The 21504-nt window shown below is 55.4% G+C and carries 26 protein-coding genes; 21 read left to right on the forward strand and 5 right to left on the reverse strand.

Translation table 11 applies throughout. The features are described 5' to 3' along the window. The 21 genes from HNQ59_RS03300 (at nt 1) to HNQ59_RS03400 (ending at nt 17233) form a co-directional block, all read left to right on the forward strand. Entirely contained in the window at nt 1-198 is a 198-nt protein-coding gene (locus tag HNQ59_RS03300; protein ID WP_184035144.1) for a hypothetical protein, read from the forward strand. Then, on the forward strand, nt 195-800 hold the full coding sequence (locus HNQ59_RS03305; protein ID WP_184035147.1) for a hypothetical protein: 606 nt from the start codon (nt 195-197) through the stop codon (nt 798-800). The genes HNQ59_RS03300 and HNQ59_RS03305 overlap by 4 nt, the downstream gene beginning before the upstream one ends. Next, nucleotides 787-1008: a TraR/DksA C4-type zinc finger protein gene (locus HNQ59_RS03310; RefSeq protein ID WP_184035151.1), complete on the forward strand. Its 222-nt coding sequence runs from the start codon at nt 787-789 to the stop codon at nt 1006-1008. The genes HNQ59_RS03305 and HNQ59_RS03310 overlap by 14 nt, the downstream gene beginning before the upstream one ends. Next, entirely contained in the window at nt 1005-1388 is a 384-nt protein-coding gene (locus HNQ59_RS03315; RefSeq protein ID WP_184035154.1) for a hypothetical protein, read from the forward strand. The genes HNQ59_RS03310 and HNQ59_RS03315 overlap by 4 nt, the downstream gene beginning before the upstream one ends. Nucleotides 1389-1790: 402 nt before the next feature. Beyond that, nucleotides 1791-2252, forward strand: coding sequence for a Gp37 family protein (locus HNQ59_RS03320; RefSeq protein WP_246490831.1), 462 nt, complete (start codon nt 1791-1793; stop codon nt 2250-2252). Beyond that, on the forward strand, nt 2249-2440 hold the full coding sequence (locus HNQ59_RS03325) for a hypothetical protein (RefSeq protein ID WP_184035157.1): 192 nt from the start codon (nt 2249-2251) through the stop codon (nt 2438-2440). Before HNQ59_RS03320 ends, HNQ59_RS03325 begins: the two co-directional genes overlap by 4 nt. A 27-nt stretch (nt 2441-2467) precedes the next feature. After that, complete coding sequence (locus tag HNQ59_RS03330) at nt 2468-3901, forward strand: phage tail sheath subtilisin-like domain-containing protein (protein ID WP_184035161.1); 1434 nt, start codon at nt 2468-2470, stop codon at nt 3899-3901. A 2-nt stretch (nt 3902-3903) separates the two neighbouring features. Next, the gene (locus HNQ59_RS03335; RefSeq protein ID WP_184035164.1) at nt 3904-4428 is read left to right on the forward strand and encodes a phage major tail tube protein; all 525 of its coding nucleotides are present in this window, start codon (nt 3904-3906) and stop codon (nt 4426-4428) included. A 161-nt stretch (nt 4429-4589) separates the two neighbouring features. Then, the gene (locus tag HNQ59_RS03340; protein ID WP_184035167.1) at nt 4590-4895 is read left to right on the forward strand and encodes a phage tail assembly protein; all 306 of its coding nucleotides are present in this window, start codon (nt 4590-4592) and stop codon (nt 4893-4895) included. Beyond that, on the forward strand, nt 4870-4977 hold the full coding sequence (locus HNQ59_RS03345; RefSeq protein ID WP_184035172.1) for a GpE family phage tail protein: 108 nt from the start codon (nt 4870-4872) through the stop codon (nt 4975-4977). Before HNQ59_RS03340 ends, HNQ59_RS03345 begins: the two co-directional genes overlap by 26 nt. Nucleotides 4978-5048: 71 nt before the next feature. Further along, a complete protein-coding gene (locus HNQ59_RS03350) occupies nt 5049-7466 on the forward strand; it encodes a phage tail tape measure protein (RefSeq protein ID WP_184035175.1) in 2418 nt (805 codons plus the stop codon). Between the two features lie 16 nt (nt 7467-7482). After that, nucleotides 7483-8838, forward strand: a complete 1356-nt coding sequence (locus HNQ59_RS03355) for a phage tail protein (protein WP_184035178.1) — start codon at nt 7483-7485, stop codon at nt 8836-8838. After that, the gene (locus tag HNQ59_RS03360) at nt 8838-9044 is read left to right on the forward strand and encodes a tail protein X (RefSeq protein WP_184035181.1); all 207 of its coding nucleotides are present in this window, start codon (nt 8838-8840) and stop codon (nt 9042-9044) included. The genes HNQ59_RS03355 and HNQ59_RS03360 overlap by 1 nt, the downstream gene beginning before the upstream one ends. After that, nucleotides 9032-10123, forward strand: coding sequence for a phage late control D family protein (locus HNQ59_RS03365; protein WP_184035184.1), 1092 nt, complete (start codon nt 9032-9034; stop codon nt 10121-10123). The genes HNQ59_RS03360 and HNQ59_RS03365 overlap by 13 nt, the downstream gene beginning before the upstream one ends. After that, nucleotides 10123-10779, forward strand: coding sequence for a phage baseplate assembly protein V (locus tag HNQ59_RS03370; RefSeq protein ID WP_184035187.1), 657 nt, complete (start codon nt 10123-10125; stop codon nt 10777-10779). Before HNQ59_RS03365 ends, HNQ59_RS03370 begins: the two co-directional genes overlap by 1 nt. A 184-nt stretch (nt 10780-10963) precedes the next feature. Further along, nucleotides 10964-11317, forward strand: a complete 354-nt coding sequence (locus HNQ59_RS03375; RefSeq protein WP_184035190.1) for a GPW/gp25 family protein — start codon at nt 10964-10966, stop codon at nt 11315-11317. A gap of 20 nt (nt 11318-11337) precedes the next feature. Continuing rightward, entirely contained in the window at nt 11338-12477 is a 1140-nt protein-coding gene (locus HNQ59_RS03380; protein WP_184035406.1) for a baseplate assembly protein, read from the forward strand. Continuing rightward, nucleotides 12470-13159 carry a phage tail protein I gene (locus HNQ59_RS03385; RefSeq protein WP_184035192.1) on the forward strand — a complete coding sequence of 230 codons (690 nt, stop codon included), beginning with the start codon at nt 12470-12472 and terminating at the stop codon, nt 13157-13159. The genes HNQ59_RS03380 and HNQ59_RS03385 overlap by 8 nt, the downstream gene beginning before the upstream one ends. Before the next feature lie 9 nt (nt 13160-13168). Next, a complete protein-coding gene (locus HNQ59_RS03390) occupies nt 13169-15148 on the forward strand; it encodes a phage tail-collar fiber domain-containing protein (RefSeq protein WP_184035194.1) in 1980 nt (659 codons plus the stop codon). Between the two features lie 7 nt (nt 15149-15155). Further along, complete coding sequence (locus HNQ59_RS03395; protein WP_184035196.1) at nt 15156-16466, forward strand: phage tail-collar fiber domain-containing protein; 1311 nt, start codon at nt 15156-15158, stop codon at nt 16464-16466. Between the two features lie 11 nt (nt 16467-16477). Continuing rightward, complete coding sequence (locus tag HNQ59_RS03400) at nt 16478-17233, forward strand: DUF4376 domain-containing protein (RefSeq protein ID WP_184035199.1); 756 nt, start codon at nt 16478-16480, stop codon at nt 17231-17233. A gap of 94 nt (nt 17234-17327) precedes the next feature. Here HNQ59_RS03400 and HNQ59_RS03405 read toward each other — a convergent pair whose 3' ends face one another. From HNQ59_RS03405 to HNQ59_RS03425, 5 genes are read right to left on the reverse strand one after another with little or no spacing between them, the layout of a single operon-like run. Beyond that, on the reverse strand, nt 17328-17882 hold the full coding sequence (locus HNQ59_RS03405; protein WP_184035202.1) for a hypothetical protein: 555 nt from the start codon (nt 17880-17882) through the stop codon (nt 17328-17330). A 43-nt stretch (nt 17883-17925) separates the two neighbouring features. After that, a complete protein-coding gene (locus HNQ59_RS03410; RefSeq protein ID WP_184035205.1) occupies nt 17926-19155 on the reverse strand; it encodes a beta-ketoacyl-ACP synthase in 1230 nt (409 codons plus the stop codon). Next, entirely contained in the window at nt 19152-19877 is a 726-nt protein-coding gene (gene fabG, locus HNQ59_RS03415; RefSeq protein WP_184035208.1) for a 3-oxoacyl-ACP reductase FabG, read from the reverse strand. Before fabG ends, HNQ59_RS03410 begins: the two co-directional genes overlap by 4 nt. Next, nucleotides 19874-20326: a hotdog family protein gene (locus tag HNQ59_RS03420; protein ID WP_184035211.1), complete on the reverse strand. Its 453-nt coding sequence runs from the start codon at nt 20324-20326 to the stop codon at nt 19874-19876. The genes fabG and HNQ59_RS03420 overlap by 4 nt, the downstream gene beginning before the upstream one ends. Next, nucleotides 20323-21504, reverse strand: a complete 1182-nt coding sequence (locus HNQ59_RS03425; protein ID WP_184035214.1) for a beta-ketoacyl-ACP synthase — start codon at nt 21502-21504, stop codon at nt 20323-20325. Before HNQ59_RS03425 ends, HNQ59_RS03420 begins: the two co-directional genes overlap by 4 nt.

Consider the following 21504-nt stretch of genomic DNA (forward strand, 5'->3'; position numbering starts at 1 on the left):
ATGCTACGACGTTATCGTTGGTTGGCCTGCAAAACCTTGTGGCTGAACGCGTTGGTTGCAGGCACCGTGGCGCTTGAGGCCGGTTGGGGCTTGTTACAGCCCTTGCTGCCTGTGGATTTCTACACCTTGGTGGCAGTGGCGTTGCCTGTTGCCAATGCCATCCTGAGAGTGTTGGCCTCAGCCAAGGAAGCGACATGAACCTGCTGTCCCTACCCAGGCCAGGGCTGTGGTACATGGCGGCAGCCGTGCTGCTGTCAGCAGGTGCAGGTTTCACGATGGGCTACCGGCAAGGTAAACAACACGCTGAACACGCCCTGATCACGCTGCAGAAACAGCATGCCGATGCGCTGCTGGCCGCGACGCAGAACGCCCTGGCAGAGCAGACCCGGCTGCATGCAGAGGCCGACTGGCTGCAGGCCGCTCTGTCGAAAGCACAAGTCAAACATGCCAGCCAAGCGCAATACGTCAAGGAAAGGATCAACGATGTTACACAAGTATATCGCCCAGCATTGGCGCAGGTTGATACCCCGCAGCCTCGCTGTGTGTTTACCCGTGGCTTTATGCGCCTGTGGAACCGCGCCATCGGCGCAGATCTGCCTGCCACCCCCTTTACCGACGAACCTGCTGACCCGACCGATGCCGCCGACGCCGTTGACGCCGGGTTACAACCAGCCGACCTCCTCGCGCACCTTGCCGACTATGGGCAGTACTGCCGCAACTTGGCAGCGCAGACCAACGGGTTGATTGACTGGACACTCGAAACGAATCAAAAAAAGGATGTTTTTCATGGATCTGATTGATCACGCGGCCATGCGTGAAGAAGCGTTCCGCGATGCGGCGCTGGCCCGCTTTCACCATGCATCGCAAGGCCCCTCTGCCGAATTCTGCCAGATGGATCACTGCGGCGAGCCGATTCCCCAGGCCCGCCGTCTGGCGGCACCTGGCTGCCAATATTGCATCGACTGCCAGCAGATGCTGGAACATGACAACGGAAGGAGGTTGGGATGATGCTGCAGATCGAGTTCTGGCAGCTGCTGTCGATGCTGTTTTCACTGGCGGGCGTTGCATTTGCTGCGGGCAAGGTACTGCTGGTGCAGATGGATCGTCGGTTGGAGCAACGCTTTAGCGCACTCGATTCTGCACGGGAAGTGTCTTCCCGGCACTGGGACGATAAATTCACGGGTCTGCTTGAGCAGATCCGCCGCGAAACTGAGGGTTGGAAGACGCTGGAACGTGAGTTTTTGCGTTTCCAGGCCGATCTGCCGATCCAATATGTCCGTCGGGAAGACTATGTGCGCAACCAGATGGTGATCGAAGCCAAGCTCGATACCCTGGCCATGAAAATTGAAAATCTGCAATTGATGCGAACAGATCGGCCTGCTGCCTGAATAAACTACCGGCTTTGCAATGCAGCTATATTCACTTCAAATAATGATGTGAATAAAGGCCCTGGTGATTGAATCATCAGGGCCTTTTTATTTGTATTTATTTTGGCAATTAATCGTTAAAAATCAGTGTATTGAATTTTTTATTTTTCGCCTGATTTATGAAACTAGTTTAAAAGACCCGCCGGCCATAATAAGCGAAGATAACGTCATGCATACAGCGCAGCCCATCAAGGGCGGTGCTGGCTGAATGCAATTCAGCACTGGATGACGACTGAAAACCAACCGGAAAAAAACCGGAACCTGCAGGCGGAATCGAGTGTGTTTTCCACCCCGGCTGGGGCATCGGGCGGCCAGAGAAGACGGCAGCGTGCATACCAGCCCAGACCATGCAAGGAATTGCTGATGCAGACACTGCAAATGACCGAAGCCATCGTGGCACGACTGAAAACCAGCTTGCCACATCTCGCCGTGGAACATTGGCCTGGCAACACGGCGGATTACCGCTTGAGCCATGCGACCGGCGCTGTCTTGGTGAGCTATCGGCGCAGCACCTTCAAACACAGCATGGATGCGGCCAATGTGGTGCAGCCGCGACGCGTGCGGTGGTTGCTGACCGTGTGGCTGCGGGTGCCGGCAGGCCGGGGTGGCGAGCTGGATGTGCTGGATCAGGTGCGGAAGGCTTTGGTGGGCTACTGCCCGCCAGGTTGCCGCAAGCTGCATGCCAAATCAGAAAAGATTGTGGGTGATACCGCCGGCCAGTGGCAGGCACTGGTCGAGGTGGCCTGCGAAGCCCTGTTGGTCGAGGACATCAGCCTGCCCGATGTCATCCGACTCAACACCGTCAATTACAAGGAGATTCAATGAAGTATCTGTACTGCGGCCCGGTGCCCAGCAGTGTGTCGCTGATTGTTGGCGACGACCGCCTGTGCCAGGACGTGTTGATGCTCCCGGGCATGGAAGTGGAGATGCCTGCGGAACACGAGTACACGCGCACCTTACTGGCGCTGGCATACCTGATGCCCTTGATGCCGCATTCTCAAACGATTCATTAACGCGATATACAACAAGAAAGGAAACACATGCCTGCAAACTATCTGCACGGGGTCGAAACCATTGAAGTTGAACGTGGCCCGCGCCCGGTGCGCACCGTCAAATCAGCAGTCATTGGCCTGATCGGCACGGCTCCCACAGGGGCAACCAATAAACCGACGCTGGTACTGTCTGAAAAGGATGCCGCCGTTTTTGGCGCACAACTGCCAGGCTTCACCATTCCCCAGGCACTGGATGCCATTTATGACCACGGCGTGGGGACGGTGATCGTCATCAACGTGTTTGATCCAGCCATCCACAAATCGAGTGTGGCAGCGGAAGATCTGAAGTTCGATGCCCAGACCGGCATCGCCAAAACAACCAAGCAAGGCTTGCTGACCCTGCAACTGAAAAGTGCCGATGGCACGACAACCTATGCGGAAAAGACTGACTATACGGTGGATTTGCAGAGTGGCACGCTCACCCGTGTCAAGTCCGGCAAGATTTCCGCCAGCCCTGCAACCTTGAAGGTCAGCTATGACTACGCTGATCCGAGCAAGGTCACCGCGGCGGACATCATGGGTGGTGTCAATGCACAAGGGCAGCGGACTGGCATGAAAGCACTGAAGGACACCTATAACCAATTTGGATGCTTCGCCAAGATTCTGATTGCGCCGGTGTATTGTGAGCAGAGCGCCGTAGCCAGCGATATGGTGGCGGTTGCAGAGCAACTGGACGCGATTGCCTATATCGATGCACCAGTTGGCGCCACCTTCGACCAGGTGCTGCAAGGCCGTGGCCCGAATGGCACCATCAATTTCAATACATCAAGCGACCGGGCTCGCCTGTGCTACCCCCGTGTTCGTGTGTATGACCCGGTTACCAACAGCGAGCGTCTGGAGCCATTGTCCACCCGCGCGGCTGGCTTGCGCGCCAAAGTCGATCAGGACAAGGGTTTCTGGTGGTCAAGCTCCAACCAGGAGTTGGCAGGCGTGATCGGCGTCGAGCGTGCTTTGTCAGCCATGATCGATGACCCGACATCTGAAGTGAACATGCTCAATGAGCAAGGCATCACGACGGTGTTCTCAAGCTTTGGCTCAGGCTTCCGCTTATGGGGCAACCGCACCGCCGCCTGGCCTACTGTCAGCCACATGCGTAACTTCGAGAACGTGCGCCGCACTGGGGATGTGATCAATGAGTCCATCCGCTATTTCAGTCAGCAATACATCGATATGCCTCTGAACCAGGCCACCATTGATGCGCTGGTGGAGTCGGTGAATGGCTATGGCCGCAAACTGATCGGTGATGGGGCGCTGCTCGGCTTCAAAGCTTGGTTTGACCCTGCCCGTAACCAACAGACCGAACTGGCAGCTGGCCACCTGCTGATCAGCTACAAGTACACACCACCGCCCCCCATGGAACGCTTGTCGTTCGAAACCGAGATCACCTCGGAATATCTGCTCAGCTTGAAAGGAGGTAACTGATCATGGCAGGCAAGATCGCAATCAACCGTATTACCAACGCCAATATCTATCTGGATGGTAACTCCTTCCTGGGTCGGGCCGACGAAGTCAAATTGCCAGATGTCTCGGTCATCATGCAGGAGCACAAAGCCCTGGGCATGATCGGCAAGATCGAATTGCCCGCAGGGTTTGACAAACTGGAAGGCGAGATCAAGTGGAACTCGCTATACAAAGAAGTCGCCCAGCTGATGGCCAACCCATTCAAGGTCATCAAATTGCAGTGTCGCTCCAACGTCGAGGTATATACCTCGGAAGGCCGTTCGGAAGAAGTGGCCCTGGTGACGCACTTGAATGTGATGTTCAAGAAAAACCCGCTGGGTACCTACAAGCAGCACGAAAACGCTGAGTTCACCTCGACCTTCACAGCGACTTTCGTCAAGCAGGTACTGGATAGCGACACGGTATTGGAGCTGGATTATCTGAACAATATCTTCCAGGTTGCCGGTGAAGATCTGTTATCCAATTACAACGCGAACGTGGTCGGCTAAACAAGACTGAGTATCGCAACAGCAACCCGCCATCAAGGCGGGTTTTTCATAGGCTGAATCAGCGATTTTTAAACAGTTTTCCTAAACTGGGTTAAAAGCATATCAACTGGCAATCTGTGAAAATAAACACCTGTCCAACATATTTAAACGAGAGAAAAGACATGGAACTGACACTTAAATATCCATTCGTGACACCTGCAGGCGAAACCATCAATAAATTGACCATGCGTCGTTTGAAAGTACGTGATATCAAGGCGATCACCCAGCAATCCGGCGGAAAGGTTGCCGAGATGGAATTGATTGGTATTGCACGGATGACAAGCTTGATTCCAGAAGATCTGGAAGAAATGGATGCAGCAGATTATCAGGTCCTGAAAGACCGATTTCTCGACATCCTGGGTTTCGGTGGAAACGATCTGGGACGGAGCGGCGCTGCTGGCGATGTGGTTCCGGTTTCAGCCGAGTGAAATCGATCGGCTGAGTGTCGCCGATTTTATTCAATGGCTGGAATTGGCCTCCCGCCAAATCGAGCGTGAAACACAGGTATGAGTAGACGGCGATGGTAAACAATAAACCATCGCCGTTTTTTATTGAAGGAGCGGAATGAAAAGGATGAAAAAATGGCAATTGAAACGCTGGCAGGGCTAGCCCTGGGCAGTGCCTTGGAGGGCACGACCAGGTGGGTTAAGCAGCTGACATCCGCAAAATCGGCAATCAATCAATTGGAAAAGGCTTTGACGCCACTTTTGACTCAGCAGGAAGAGCTCAAGAAGAGCATGGCAAGCCTGATTAGATTCAATGGGCCGCAGCGCGAAGTCAAACAGTTGGAACGTGAAATAGAGAGTGTCGGGGAATTAATCCAGGAATTGACCGATAAGCAAAAGCTGTTGAATAAACACCTCAAACATTCGGAAGAGCTGAGCGAGAAATGGGGCAAATCGCTGGAGGCTGTGAAAAGTAGTTGGAGCGGCCTAGTCGAGAAAAGTGGCCCCTTTGTGGTGGCTGCTACAAATTCTGCAACCCATCAAGATACCGTGCGGGATTTGGGTATTGCAGCAGGGTTGGATAGTCGTCAGGAGTCCGCTGCAGACCGCTCGATCCGCGAGTCAGCCGCCAAGACGCGTCACGGTCTGGCTGATATGACAACGGGCGCCAAGGTCCTGATGACAGAGGGCGGCGTCCAGGATCGTACAAAGCTTGATGAGTTAGGCCCCATGACCGAGCTGATGGGCAAGCTGGCGACGGCAAATAATACGGACACCACCACGGCTGCCAAGTTGATGATCAGTCTGCGTGACAATCATGGCATCGGTAATGATGTGCAGAAGATGACGACGGCGGTGAATAAACTACTCTACGGCGCGCGGATGAGTACCACCGATCCCGCCCGATTCACCGAGGCATTCGAACAGATCGATGAGGCGATGAGCCAGCGTGGCGAAACCGATGTTGCCAGTATCAGCGCGGCGTTGGGTGTGCTCGGTACAGATGATGCGGCTGTCGGGGACATCAAGCAATGGCTGTCTCGAATGGATACGGATGATCAGAGAAATGCCTACCTGAAGCAGAACATCCATTACAACACCTCCATGCAGAATTTGACCGGCAAAGGCCACAGCAAATTCGAGGCCAGCTTCATGGCCGTGGATGCGGTGCTCAATAAGCAAAGTAAGCCATTTCAGGATGCCTGGAATCAAGCGATTGCTTCGGGCAGCCAGGCTGCAATGATGAATGTGCTGAAGAAATTCAACCTGTCAGGTTTGTTCGGTGACGAAAAAATGCTGGCGCTGTTCATGAAAATGAAAGATGGGTTGGGTCAATTCCAGGATGCCAGAAAAACACTGGCCAGCAACCAACCTGCTGGGATGTTGGAAAGCAATTATCAGAAACGTACCAATACATTGGGCTCATCGTTGACGCAGGTTTCACAGGATGCCCATCAGTTCTCGACTGGGGTGGGTGACGCAATCAACCCCATCGTCAAAAAAGGAACCGATGCCGCGTCGCCCCTGATTCAGCGTGCAACGGGGTGGGTGAATGACAACCCTGGCTGGGTGAAGGCAATCATCGGGGCTTATGCAGGTTTCCATCTGGGCAAAATTGCCGTCAATGGTGTGCGCCTGACCCGGGCGACTGTCAAACTGGCCAGAGCGCATATGGGAACAGCAAAGGCTGCACGCGGGATCAGTGCGGGTGCCGCTGGCCTAGGAGGTGGTGGCCCGAGCCAAGGTGGGCGATTTGCATCCATCGTGGCAAAAAGCCGCAATGTTCTTGCTGGCGCCTGGGGGCGTGTGCAAGGTGGGGTCAGGGTTGCTGCAACCGGCGTGAATAATGCGCTGAACACCATCAAACCATATGCGCTGACCTTCTTGACCAAGGGAGTTGACCTATTTGCCAGGGGGTGGAGCCGGGCCAGTGCGTTGATTATGCCTTTGCTGCGGATGGTTGGAATCGGAATCCGGGTGCTATTCGCGAACCCAATCGGCTTAGCGGTGACCGCTGTAGCCGGTGCGGCGTACCTGATTTACAAAAACTGGGACACGATCGGCCCAATGTTTACGTCCCTGTGGGAGAAGGTGAAAGGCATCTTTGCCGGCGCGATGGAGTGGTTTGCCTCATTGCCCGATAAGTTCATGGAATTTGGCAAAGCGATGATCAATGCGTTGATTGGCGGGCTGATCGAACGGATTACCAATACCCGGGAGGTGTTTGTCAATGCATCAAAATCCATCTCCAGCTTTTTCAGCAATCTGCTGCGTGATGATAAGCAGGTGGAAGTGACAACAGTGGCATCGCCAGTCAATGTCGCTGCACAGCAAGCAACCAACCGGGCCGTGACGGCACAAGCGGCATCCGCCAAATCGGTTGTGCCGACCACTCTGCCCACGATCCACTTCAACCCGGTATTCCAGATGCCTGCGGGGGTAAGCGGTGATGCGGTCAAAGGGCAGATCAAGACCGCGCTGAATATGTCGCTGCACGAGCTGGAACAACTGATCAAGCGCGTGGTGGAACAACAAGCGCGTCGCGCATATTGAAAGGAGGAATATCACCATGTCAGACAAGATTTTTGCCGTGTTGGGCGATATCCCATTCAATCTGTTGGCACTCAATAGCGGCCTGGAGTCACAGTTTGCAGTCGATTACGCCGAGCACGCGCTGATCGCAGGCAAACCACGTCTGCAATTCGTCGGCCAGAAACTGGATGAATGGCATATCGGCCTGGAGTTCCATGCCAGCTTTTGTGAGCCAGATGCTGAGCTTGCCAAGCTGAAGGCGGCCATGGCGGAGCGCAAGGCTTTGTCGCTGGTGCTGAGCAACGGAGATGTCAAAGGCTACTTTGTCATCAGCGAATTGCGGGTCACCAGTAAACACAGTTATGGCAATGGTGCATCTGTCTCGTTGGAGGCCAATGTCACCTTGCGTGAATTTGTAGGGGACAAACAGACCCGACCGCCTACCCCGGCGGTGCAGCCAGCCCTGCCGCCAGTTACGGCGCAGATTGCGCCAGTAGCCGCACTGCAGGCCAAGGAGCAGGCTGCCAAACTGGCGGCCAATGTCGAGGCTCGCTCACCCATTCGCGATACGGTACGTAAGGTGGTGGGTTTTGCCTACCAGGCTCACGCAGCCATCAAAACTGCACAGGGCACGGTGCAAATGCTGAAAAAGCTGAAGGGTAACCCCCGCACCATCCTTGCTGAGTTACCTGGTGTGCTGACAGGGCTGAATCAGGCGGCTGGGCCATTGGAAAAAATGATACCGGGTCTGGAGGGCCTGAGCGGTGGGCTGGAGAAAGCCACCAAGATGGCGCAGTGGGCAAAGAAGACAGATGGCATTTTGCAGAACATTCGCAAAGACAAGGCCAATCTGCCCGAGCACCTGGCGGAGCTGAGCCAGACCCTCGCGCCTTTGGGTGATTGGTCACCGCAAGTGGGTGAGGCGGTGACCACCGGGCTGGGTGAGGCGGCGGTGATGGCGCGGATGGTGAACGAGACTGGGGCAGTCCTCAAGAAGTTACGGGGCAATCCTGCTCAGGTATTGGATAACCTGCCCGCTGTGATGGCCGAGTTGCAGCGTGTATCCGGCCCCATCCAGCGGTGGTCACCTGCGTTGCAACAGGGCTTGGCTGGTGGGATGAAGGACATCGCTACCATGGCCGCTGACTGCAAGACCATGCTGGATGAGGCCCGTAAGGTGCAAGAAACGGTCCGCAATGCGAAAAGCGCCTTGCAGGCCTTCAAGATCACCAAGGAGCAGTTGGAAACGATGCCGCCGACGGATATCGAGGCGCGTGTGAATGAGCAGCTCGACTACCTGCTTAACCAGTTGGATGCTGGCATGTCGGCAATGGATCGTGCGGCGGGTGCCAAGGCACGTCTGGCGGCAACGATCATGACAAGGAGTCTTTGATGTATCTAACACATATTACGACAGCAGGTGAGCGCTGGGATCAACTGGCTGCGCGCTATTACGGCGATCCCATGCTGTATCAGGACCTGATCGCGGCCAATCCGCAGGTGCCTTTGGTATCTGTGTTGCCCAGCGGCCTGCCCTTGTCGATCCCGATCATCGAGCAAGCCAGATTGCATGAGGAGCTGCCACCATGGAAGCGATGAGCGAGCCGATTTTGGTGCAGCATCCGGTGTTCAAACTTGCCTATGGCAACAAAGATATCACCCGTGAACTGACGCCCTATGTATGCGCATTGAGCTTTTCCGATCAGTTGTCCGGGCAGTCGGATGAGCTGGAAGTGACGCTGGAAGACGTGGATGGCCGATGGATCGATGCATGGTACCCCGGCATGGGCGACCAGTTGTCTTTATCGCTGGGTTTCGAAGGCGGGGAGATGCTGAGCTGTGGCGAATTCGACATTGATGAGGTCGAATTCAGCCATCCGCCTGCCACAGTGCATATCCGCGCGCTGGCGGCCAGTGTCAGGCTGCCGGCGCGCACCCGACAGAGCAAGGCGTTTGAGTCCACCACCCTGGCGGCCATTGTGACGCACTATGTCGGTAAACATGGCTTGAAATTGGTTGGTAAGGTGCCCCCTGTGCCGGTTGATCGGGTCACGCAATTTCAGGAGGAGGATCTGGCTTTCTTGACCCGACTGGCCAATGAGTACGGCTATCACTTCAAGATCAATGGCAAGCAGCTGTATTTCCAGCAGCTTGGTCAGCTGGTGAATCAGCCAGTGGTCGCGACGCTGGACTTGCAGCAACTGACGCAATTGCGGCTACGCGACAAGATCAAGCAGGTGGTGAGTCAAGCACGCAACCGTTACCACAATCCAAGAAGCAAGAATCTGGATGCGGTGGATGTGAAGAATGGGAAGACCTTCATTGCCTATGGTGCGGGTGGGCCAGCAAGTGGGGACACCATCAATCTGACCAAGCGTGCCGGCAGCAAGGAGGAGGCTGAGGTGAAAACAGGGGCAGCGTTGGATCGGGCCAATCTGGAACGGACCAGTGGCAGCCTGTCGTTGCCTGGCAATCCCAGGCTGGCTGCGGGCAAGCTGGTGGAGCTGGTGTCATGCGGAAAATTGTCTGGTCGCTATCTGATCGAGCGCGCCATGCATCGCATCGAGCGCAGTGGCTATACAACCGAGATCGACATCAAGCGGGCCGCGCTTGCACAGACAAAAGCGGCAACTAAGGCAAAGCGCCCAGGCACAACATCGAAAGGGGAGAAAAAGTGATGGCCTATGGCTTGAGTGATTTGATCAGCACCATCCGTTTCGGTACGGTCAAGCAGACCAAACCTGGCTTTGCGCAAATCCATCTACCTGATCTGGATGGCCTGCGCACGCTTTGGTTGCCAGTAATCCTGCCGAAGACCCTGAAAGATCGAGCGTGTTGGACTTTGGATGTGGGAGAGCATGTCGCGGTATTGCTGGACGCCCTGGGCGAAGATGGAGTGGTGCTGGGCGCAGTGTATTCCAACGCCGAGCCGCCCCCCACCACGCAAGCGGGTACATTCATGGTGCAATTCAGTGATGGTGCCAAGTTGGAGTACGACCGTGACAGCCACACGCTCACGGCCACGGGCATGCAACAGGCGCTGGTCGAGGCGAAGGGTGACGTATCGGTCAAAGCTGGTGGCAATATCCAGCTGAAAGCGGCGGGAAAGGTCATGGTGGATGCGCCGGAGACAATCTTCACCGGCAATGTCATTGTACAGAAACAGCTGGCCTATCAAGGCGGGCTGGCGGGCTCCGGGGGCGCGGGCGGGGCATCTGCTGTCATCAAGGGCAATGTGCGGGTAGAAGGGGGGGACCTGGAAGTCAGTGGCAAAAAGTTCCTGCCACACATGCACCCCGATACACATGGCGGAAGCACCGGTCCGGTCAGTTGATTCAATATGTTGGGGATACCCGCCTGTTGGCGGGTATTTTTTTGCTTTGCTTACAGATCAGGGTGGAGTTGTTGATGGTGAATTTTATTTGATTTATAAACAATGACATAGGTGATTGGTTTTTAAACTGAATCACTAATCTGCTTTAAAATACACCAACCGGTCATCGCGGCAAAATAGCTGCATGACACGACTAACAGACATCTCATCTATCCACTGGCAACCCGCCTTGAACCAACCCGATGTGGTTGAAGCAGAGGCGGATATCAGCCAGTCCATCCGTGTGATTCTCACGACGCCCAAGGGCAGCGTGCCACACCGTCCCCAATTTGGTTCCAATTTGCATCGCTACCTCGATCAGCCGATCGATCGGGCCTTGCCACAACTGGTACGCGAAACCACTGAGGCTATTCGCGACTGGGAGCCGCGCTGCACCTTGATCAAGGTGTTGCCGGTGGCAGAGGGCGCGACCATGCGTATCAAGGTGTGGTGGAAATTGGCCGATGGCATTCAACACGAAACTGAGGTACGCCTGTGACAACAAGCCACCCACGCGATTTGAAGCTGCCGGAGCCGGACTTCATTGAGCGTAACCCTGAAGTGATCACCCAAGAGCTGGTTGCTCAATATGAGCAGATGACCGGCAAGAATCTCTATCCCGCTCAAGTCGAGCGACTGCTGATCGACATGATCGCCTATCGCGAATCGGTCGTTCGTACTGGCATACAGGAGGTTGCCAAGCAGAACCTCGTGGCCTTTGCCAAGGCCCCTATGCTGGATTACCTGGGTGAGCTGGTCGGCGTCAGCCGCCTGCCTGCCAAGGCCGCTTTGACAACCCTGAAATTCAGCTTACCAACATCACCACAGACCCCCGTGGTGATCCCCGCCGGCACACGGGTTGAAACCAGTGATGGTGCGGTTTCTTTTGCAACTGACGTTGCAGTGACTTTGGATACCAATACCGCAAGCGTCGAGGAAGTTGCCGGTATCAAGCAATGGTACGTCCTGGCCAGCGCGGCCTGCGAGCTGGTTGGCGCCGTAGGCAATGACTGGCAAGCGGGCAAGATCATCCAGCTGATCAGCAGCCTGGACAATACCGAGTTGCGCGTGAGCAACATCACTGTGACGACCGGAGGGGTCGAAGCGGAGGACGACGATCGCCTGCGGGAGCGCATCAAGCTTGCGCCGGAATCTTTCTCGACCGCTGGAAGCAAGATGGCCTATCGCTTTCACGCTCTGAAAGCGCATCAGGACATTGTTGATGTCGCGGTGCTGTCACCCAAGCCCGGCGTGGTGAAGCTATACCCTTTGATGGCCAAAGGCCTGCCCAGCGACGAATTGCTGGCCAAGGTCAATGCCACCTGCTCTGCCGATCAGGTGCGCCCATTGACCGATAGTGTTGAAGCGCTCAAACCAGAATTGGTGGAGTACGACATCCGTGCGGATCTCACTTTCTACAGCAATGTTGATCGCAAGCAGGTCATGGCCAATGCCAAAGCCCAGGCCGAAGCCTATTGCAAGGATCGGGCGGCAGGCCTGGGACGGGACATCGTGCCAAGTCAGGTCCTGGCAGCTCTGCAGGTGCCGGGGGTGTACCAGGTTGAATTGAAAGCCCCGTCACTGAAGGTGTTGTTGGAACACCAATGGGCCAGTTGTAAAGACATCAAGCTCAACGACCAGGGAGAAGCGAATGGATGAAGCACGCCGACAGCGGGCCGTACATAGCTTATTGCCACCTGCATTGGCGGCTGACGACCGGTTCCTGGTGCTGGAGCAGCTGGCCAGCCGCTTGAATGAACTCGATCTGTCACGGTTGCTGGTCTACCTGGTGGATACGGTTGAAGCATCGGCTTTACCTGCTTTGGCCGAGCAATTGCATATCCACGGCGAGGGCTGGCAGCTGACCAAGGACGAGGCGGAAAAACGACGTCTGCTGAAACGCGCCATTGAGTTGCATCGCTATAAAGGCACGCCTTGGGCCATCCAACATGTCCTGAATGCCTTGTCCTTGAGTGGCCGCATCCAGGAGTGGTTCGAGGCAGACTACAACAGCGACGGCAGTAACGGTGCGCCATTCCATTTCAAAGTGGATATCGACCTGACCACGCGCGGCATCGATCAGGCCACAGTGCAATCACTGGAAGCACTGATCAATGAATACAAGAACGTCCGTTCCAGGCTGGAGGCTCTGAGGCTGTCACTGACCAACCGTTCGACCACGCCGGTCGTGGCGGCGGCCATGGTCAGCGGCGAGATCGTCACGGTTTTTCCGTATTACCTGCCCAGCGAGCTGACACAGCAAAGTGCTGTACCGAATATTGGCATTGGGCATTGGAGCGTCGAGCGAACCACCCTCTATCCACAAAACGCCACCAGATAAGGATTTTGAATGGCAAACGAATTTTTTACGATTTTGACTGCAGTCGGGCGCCAGAAACTGGCCAATGCCATCAGCACCGGTACCGTGCTGACTTTGACCCAGATGGCAGTCGGTGATGGGCAGAATGGTGCCTACTACCTGCCCAGCGAAGATCAGATCACCTTGAAGCGAGAGACTTGGCGTGGTGCGATCAATCACCTGTTCGTTTCACCCGACAACCCCAATTGGGTGGTCGCAGAAGTGGTGATTCCTGACGAAATAGGTGGATTCTACATCCGGGAAGTCGGCCTGTTCGACAGCACGGGTGCCTTGATCGGCATTGGCAAATTCCCCGAAAGTTACAAGCCAGCGCTGGCAACCGGCAGCAACAAGCAATTGCACGTACGGATGATCCTGGAGGTCAGCAATACCGCTGTGATCACCCTGCAGGTGGACCCCAGCATTGTGCTCGCCACCCGCCAGTATGTGGATGACAAAGTGGCGGCAGAGCTGAGCAAGCTCGATGCCAAGCAATCGGTACGGCTTGCCACCACGGGCAACATCCCTCTTTCCGGCCTGCAGGTAATTGATGGCATCACGGTGTCTGCAGGGGACAGGGTGCTGGTCAAAGACCAGACCTTGCCTCGGGAAAACGGCATCTACGTAGCTGATCTGGCCAACTGGCAGCGAGCACAAGATGCGGACCATGCGTTGGAAGTCACACCTGGTTTGTTTGTCTCTGTTGAACAAGGCAGTACCCAGGCCGATTCGATCTGGCAAGTGATGACAGATGGCCCGATCACGCTGGGCACCACCAATCTGCAATTTGAAATGATCGCAGGCCGCACCGGTATTGCGGCTGGCACCTATCGCAGCCTATCCGTCAACCCGCGCGGCATAGTCATCGGTGGCACCAATCCCACCACCTTGGCGGGCTTCGGGATTACAGATGCAGCTCTACGGAGTTATGTGGATGGTCAGCCAAATTTGCTCCGTAATCCATCTGGGGAATTGGGTAAGCAATGCTGGAGATTTAATAGTGTTGATTGGATGGCGGTGCATGGTGTATCGGGGGAATGGGTTTTTTTTAATGCACCTGATTTGTCAGGTCAAGGTCAGGCGATTGCTACATCAGAATTTATACGGATCGACGCGGTGCCCTATATTTCCCTGAGTCTGGATGCTTACACCTTAGGAGTGTATGCCGGTAAGGTTTATGCGGAGATTGAGTTTTTCAATGGCGAGTTCAAATTGATTGGCGCCTCTTCTGCCCTGGATATCGCGATTGGCCAAGTCTGGAGAAGATATGGAAGTGAATTGGGGTCTGTAAAACCTGGAACGAAATACTGTAGAGTTAAAATAACTTTGGATAGTAATAAATCAGATAACTTTTCATTTTCAAGAGTTAAGCTTGAATTCAATGTGAAGCCGTCTATGTATAGCTTGGAAAGTAGACTTTCAGTTCCTGTTGGAACGGTATCTTACTTCTCAAGCCAATCTGTTCCTTTTGGCTGGCTGATGGCGGATGGGAAAGCTTATTCAAGAAACGAATATCAGTCTCTATTTGATGTAATTGGGACGGTGTTTGGTGAGGGGGATAAATCTACAACGTTCAATGTGCCAGATTTGCGAGGTGAATTCATTCGAGGATGGAATGCTGGTGCAGCAAAGGACAGAAATCGAGTCTTTGGCTCCAGCCAGGCAGCATCTCTGATAACGGCATCGATAGGGCCAGATGCAATTCAAAATTTGGTTGTGGAGGGTGTGGTTCCAAATACAGCAACACCAGAAGAGTTTTCGTCCGGTATGAAAACAGACCTGATTGATCCAGCCCAATATAAAGGTTCAATTAAAGGATTTCATCATGTTAGGGCAGCCTATGCATATTCTGGAAATAATATTGTTCAAGATAATTCAGATTGTGATCTTCCATTGAACAGACGTAACGAATTCGGTGCGGGTGGTGCTAGGCCAACCAATTTATCGCTTTTGGCTTGCATTAAATATTGAGGTGACTATGTCTGAAATTTTTTTCACAATCATTACGCAATCGGGTAAGAAAAAAATAGCTAAGTCTTTGGCCGAGGCCAGGCCGATTGTATTATCTAGAATGGCCGTTGGAAGTGGGGTTAATAACGATTATTACCCTCCGGAGGAAACGCAGCAGAATCTGAAGGCACCTATCTGGTCTGCTGATATCAATCGACTGGTTGTCGATGTGGCCAACCCCAATTGGGTCGTGGCAGAGCTCTCCATTCCTGATTCGGTCATGAGCCAGCTGCCAGAGCCATATAAGTCAAATGGATTTTATATTCGTGAGGTGGGTGTATTTGACAAGGATGGTGATCTATTTGCTATTGGTAAATTTCCAGAAAGTTTCAAGCCACCTATTTCAAATGGAACCAATAAGCAGATCTATGTGCGAATGATGCTGGAGGTGACCAATGCATCGAGTGTGATTCTGCAGATTGACCCGAATACCGCAGTGGCGAACAAGCAGTATGTAGATCAGCAGGTCATGAACCATACCAAGCAGGTTGACCCGCACCCGCAATACGCAACGATCACCGCGATTCAGCGTCAGGCTTACACCGCCTTATCCACAGGCGGTACCGCACCGGCGTTCACGGCCACGGCTTCGCCTGCAATTACGGCTTACGTGGCGGGGCAGCGCTTTCGTGTTGGCTTTCATGCGGGGGTGTCGGGGGCATCGACTATCAATCTGAACAGCCTGGGTGCGAAGCCGCTCAAGCAATATGATTACACTGGCACCAAGGTCAATGCGGTGATTGCTACAGGCCAGCTGGGCGACGTGGAATATGACGGCGCCGACTTTGTCATACTCGACCCACTGCCTGGTTTCTCTGCTCCACCTGGTGAGGTGCAGTTTTTCGCTATGCGTACAGCTCCCGCAGGCTATCTGAAGGCGAATGGAGCGGCAGTATCGCGCACCACGTATGCGGCGCTGTTCACGGCAATTGGCACTGCTTTTGGCGCTGGTGATGGATCGACTACATTCAACTTGCCCGATCTTCGTGGCGAATTTTTGCGAGGATTTGATGACGGACGTGGCATTGACAGTGGGCGTACGTTTGGGACGCTCCAAGCGCAGTCGGTTCAAACTCACCAGCATGGCATTGCGACCATTGAAGTCTTCAACACAGCAGCGTTCATCATTAATGATAGCTCCGGAGACGGGGTGGTTTCCGCAGATAACTCAGGGGCTAGCATCTGCATAACAAGGTCTGGCCGGTATTTCACGGACAATGCCGGATCGACTGAAACCCGCCCCCGCAATGTGGCGCTACTCGCCTGCATCAAATTCTGATCGAGGATATCATGGCCAAGACCATATACAACTACCACCCCCAAATAGGCGAGTTCATCAACGAAGCGCCAGCTGATGAATCTCCGCTCGAACCAGGGACGATCCTGCTCCCTGCCTTCGCCACCACGGACAAACCTCCTACAACCTCCTCCCGAGAGGTCGCAGTATTCGCTGACGGCCAGTGGCATGTCAAAGCCGACTGGCGTGGCGTCTCCCTGTTTAGCGTGGTGGATGGCGGCGCAGTCACCATCGAAGAGATTGGGCGAACCCCGGCTGAGGCGAATGCGACCGACCAGGCTATGCCAAGCCCTGCCCATACTTGGCATGATGGTGTCTGGCGACTTGATCCGATCAAGCAGTCCGTACTACTTAACCATGCCAAGCTACAGGCGTTGGCCGCCATCAAGACCGAGCGTGATCGGCGGAAGATGCTAGGATTCCAGGTGGGTGGCAGGTGGTTCCAAAGTGATGCCGACAGCCGCATCCAGCACCTGGGATTGAAAGACCAGGCCCGTGATCTGATTGCCGGTGGCGGTGAGATGGGTGACAAACTCATCGCGCTGGGCAAGCCGATCCATTGGAAGACACTGGATGGCACGATGGTGCCCGTCACGGCTCAGCTGGCCTTCGATATTGTGGCGGCTGCGGGTGAATTTGATGCTAGGTTGTTTGCGGCGGCAGAGGCGCATAAGGATGCAATGGAAAACTGTGCTGATCCTGCTGGTTACGACTATTCTGCGGGGTGGCCACGATCCTTCGGGGAGTAGGTACGTCATGGCTTAGGTCTTGGCTGCCGGGGTCAGACAGATGAATCTGCCAAGGGCTGTTTCATCGGTCTGACTTCGGCGGACTGGTCGGCCATCAGTCTTTGATCTCTACCACCTTCCCGCTTGCGAATCTCACCACTTTTCGATCCACCTTGGTGGACCAATATGTCCATTGATCATCGTCCAGTGACGGGGTTTTGTGAGCGGGTGGGTAGCCGACAGCCATCAGGACAGCGGCTTTGGGCATGCCCTTGATGATGCGGCCTTGTTGGATGGCTTCTTCGATCTGTTTGCCGAATTGAGCGGTATTGACAGGCTTTTGACCAAATAAGCGTTGCCGGAGCTGGTCGATGGTTTGCCCTGACCAATCCTGCCGGTTCTGGATGATGACGCGCTGCCCAGCTCGCAGAAGCTCGATTTCGATGCTCTCGACTTTGCTGCCATCAGAGGCCGCGATGAGTTTGACCTGGGTGTTGGGTGGGACAAAGTTGCCGAACTGGGCGTTGGATGGTAGCACGGTGCCCGCATATTGATAGAAACCGACTTGGGTGTAATGTACCTGATCGGACTGGATGTCCTGTTTGTGTGCGCAACCTGCCAGCAGGGCAACTGCGCATAGGACGGCCAGCCTTGTCATCAATGTCTTCATCGATTGCCTCAGATAGTAGTGGGTGTGCATGTGTGTGGTCTGGTCAACGGAAATGTCGGAAGATCAACGAGGTGTTGATACCGCCGAAGGCGAAGTTGTTGCTCATGATGTATTCGGCATCCAATTGGCGCCGCTCGTACATGATGTAATCCAAGGCCGGGCAGCGTTCGTCGATATCTGTCAGATTCAGGTTCGGGCTGAACCAGCCTTCGCGCATCATCTGGATGCTCATCCAGGCTTCCAGTGCACCACAGGCGCCCAGGGTGTGGCCCATATAGCTCTTGAGGGTGCTGATGGGTGTCTGCCCCTGGAATAGCTGGTAGGTTGCTTCGCTTTCCGCGATATCGCCTTGGTCCGTGGCGGTGCCGTGGGCATTGATGTAGGCGATCTCACGGGCCGGGATCATCGCCTCCTCCAGTGCCATGGCCATGGCGATACGCATGGTATCTGGGCTGGGGTGGGTGACGTGGGTGCCATCGCAATTGGTGCCAAAGCCGATGATTTCCGCGTAGATGCGGGCACCACGGGCCTGGGCATGTTCCAATTCCTCCAGAATCAAAGTGCCAGCCCCTTCACCCAGTACCAGTCCGTCGCGCTTGGTGTCAAAGGGGCGAGGGGTCTGCTCGGGGTGGTCGTTCTTGATGCTGGTGGCGAATAAAGTGTCGAATATGGCTGCTTCGGTAGCATCCAGCTCCTCCGCGCCACCGGCGATCATGGCTGTTTGTCGACCATGTTTGATGGCTTCGTAAGCATAGCCAATGCCCTGGCTGCCCGAGGTGCATGCGCTGGATGTGGTGATGACGCGGCCTGTCACACCAAAAAAGACACCGATGTTGACGGCGGCGGTGTGGCTCATCATTTTGATGTAGGTATTGGCATTGATGCCTTCGGTGGTCTTGGCGTGGATCATGCGACCAAAATCACCGATGGATGCAGGGGTGCCGGCGGACGAGCCATAGGCGATCCCCATCTTCCCGCTTTTGACAATCGGGTCGCCCAGTAGGCCTGCATCGGCCAATGCCATTTCTGTGGCGCGGGTGGCCATCAGCGCCACGCGGCCCATGCTGCGAGTGGTTTTGCGGTTGTAGTGGGCGGGTAGGGTGAAAGGCCTGGCTTTCGAGCCAAGTAGGGTATTGAGCCCCTCATACTGGGCCCAATCTTCCATGCGGACGATGGCATTCCGATAGCTCAGCAGTGATTCACGCACACTTTCCCAATCATTGCCCAGTGGGCTGATGCCGGCCATGCCGGTGATCACGACACGGCGGCTCATGACAGACCTCCATCCACGCAGATCACTTGCCGGGTGATGTAACCGGCCTCGGGTGAGAGCAGGAAGCTCACCGTGGCGGCGACTTCCTCTGGCTGGCCGATACGTCTGGCGGGGATCACCTTCAGAATTTCTTCCTGCGGTGCATCTTGCGTCATGTCGGTGTCGATCAGCCCTGGCGCGACACAGTTGACGGTGATGGCGCGTTTGGCCAGCTCCAGCGCCAGGGCTTTGGTGGCGCCGATGATGCCGGCCTTGGCTGCGCTGTAGTTGACTTGCCCTCGGTTGCCCATGACACCCGACACTGATGACAGCGTGACGATCCGTCCTGGTGCGCGTCGGCGCACCATCGGCATGGTCAGGGGGTTCAGCACATTGAAAAAGCCGTCCAGATTGGTGCTGATCACTGCATCCCAGTCCTCGCCGGACATGGCTGGAAACGCGTTGTCACGGGCAATCCCTGCGTTGCAGACAATACCGTAATAACAGCCATGGGTTTCGATATCATCCAACAACGCACTGGCGGTGGCCTCACGGTCGCAGACATCGAATTGCAGCACCCGGGCCTGGCGGCCCATGGCTTCAATGGCTTGCTTGACCGCATTTGCTTCCTCACGCTGGCTGCGGCAATGCAACACTACATCGTAACCATCACGGGCCAGGCGCAATGCAATCGCCTTGCCGATGCCCCGGCTGGAGCCCGTGACCAAAACCGTTGAATTCATGCTTCCTGTCCTTCCAGATACATTTGTGGGTCGGCTGGCTGGAATACAGTCAGCACGGCCCGGACATCGATGTTGTCGCTCTTGATGGCGCAATCGAACGATGCCAATCCACTGTCACCCTGTAGCTCTTTGTTCACGGTGACCCGTAAGGTGTCACCTACTGCAAAATAAGGTTGGCTGGCGCTGTAACGGCGAGTGCCCAGCAAAAAGCCGACCTTGATCTTCTCGCCCTGTTGGCGGGCATGCAGGCCGGCAAATGCCGCGATGGCCTGCGCCATATATTCGATACCGACCCATGCGCCCATCTGCTGGCCATCACAGAACATGCTGTCGAAATGGATGGTGACTTCTGCAGTCAGGCTGTCCGCATCGGCGGCAATCACGCGATCGAGCAGCACCATGCGCCCGCCATGGGGAACCAGTTCGTGGATGGGGGGGAAATCACTCATGAGGCTCTCCTGCTGAAAACCAGGCTGGCATTCGCGCCGCCGAACGCGAACGAATTCGACAATACGTGTTGGGGCGGGTGGCCGAGTTGCTCACCGACAGCCACTGTGTGTAGCGTGGGCAAGGTGGGATCGGGCTCGCCATCCCAAAGATGGGGTGGCAGGAAGCCGGTTGGGTTGTCATCTTGCATGCTCAACCAGCAAAAAGCGGCCTCGATGGCCCCTGCTGCACCCAGCGTATGTCCGACCATGCCCTTGCTGGAGCTGACAGGCACATCGCCGCCAAACAAGCTGTGCGTGATCCTGCTTTCCATCGCGTCATTCTGGAGCGTGGCCGTACCATGCAGATTGATGTATTCGATCTGCGCAGCGGTCAGGTTGGCGCGAGCCAGCGCTGACTCGATGGCGACGCGTGCACCGGCACCGTTCGGCTCAGGCGCCGACATGTGGTAGCCATCGGATGACTCGCCCCAGCCACTCAACGCTACCGTAGCGGGCTCGCGGGTCATCAGGAACAAGGCGGCAGCTTCACCGATATTGATACCCTTTCGGTTGACCGAAAGCGGGTTGCAGGGCCCTTCACTGACCGAATCCAGTGCTGAAAACCCAGCGATGGTGAATGCGCACAGTGAGTCCACCCCGCCGGTAATGGCTGCATCCACCACGCCACTGGCAAGCAGGCGGGCGGCGCTGGCCATGGCCTTGGCCGCCGACGCGCAAGCGGTGGAGTGCACATAGCACGGCCCGGCCACGCCGAGCTGGCTGGCGACAAAACGGGCAGTGGAGCCCATTTCCTGTTGAGCATAGTGAAAGTGTGTCGGCATGGTGCCCTGCCCGATCAAATGCTGGATGGCGCGTTCGCCCTCTGCAATGCCAGATGTGCTCGTTCCCAGAATGACAGCGATGCGATGCGCGCCAAAGCGCAACTTGGCGGCCTCCACTGCAGCTTGTATCTGTAGCAAGGCTTGCATGGCCAATTGGTTGTTGCGGCTTTGAAAACCGACGGGCCAGTCATCGCAGGCCGGGAGCGACGTAGTCACCCTGCCCAATGCCAGCGGTCGCCCGGGGGAGAAGCAATCGGTAGTCAGCAGCCCCGTGTCGCCACGGAACATGCGCTGCTGTACCTGCGTTTTGCTGTCGCCAAGTGGGCAGACCAAACCCAATGCATTCAGGTAATACAT

Source organism: Chitinivorax tropicus, assembly GCF_014202905.1.
Classification (GTDB): Bacteria; Pseudomonadota; Gammaproteobacteria; order Burkholderiales; family SCOH01; genus Chitinivorax; species Chitinivorax tropicus.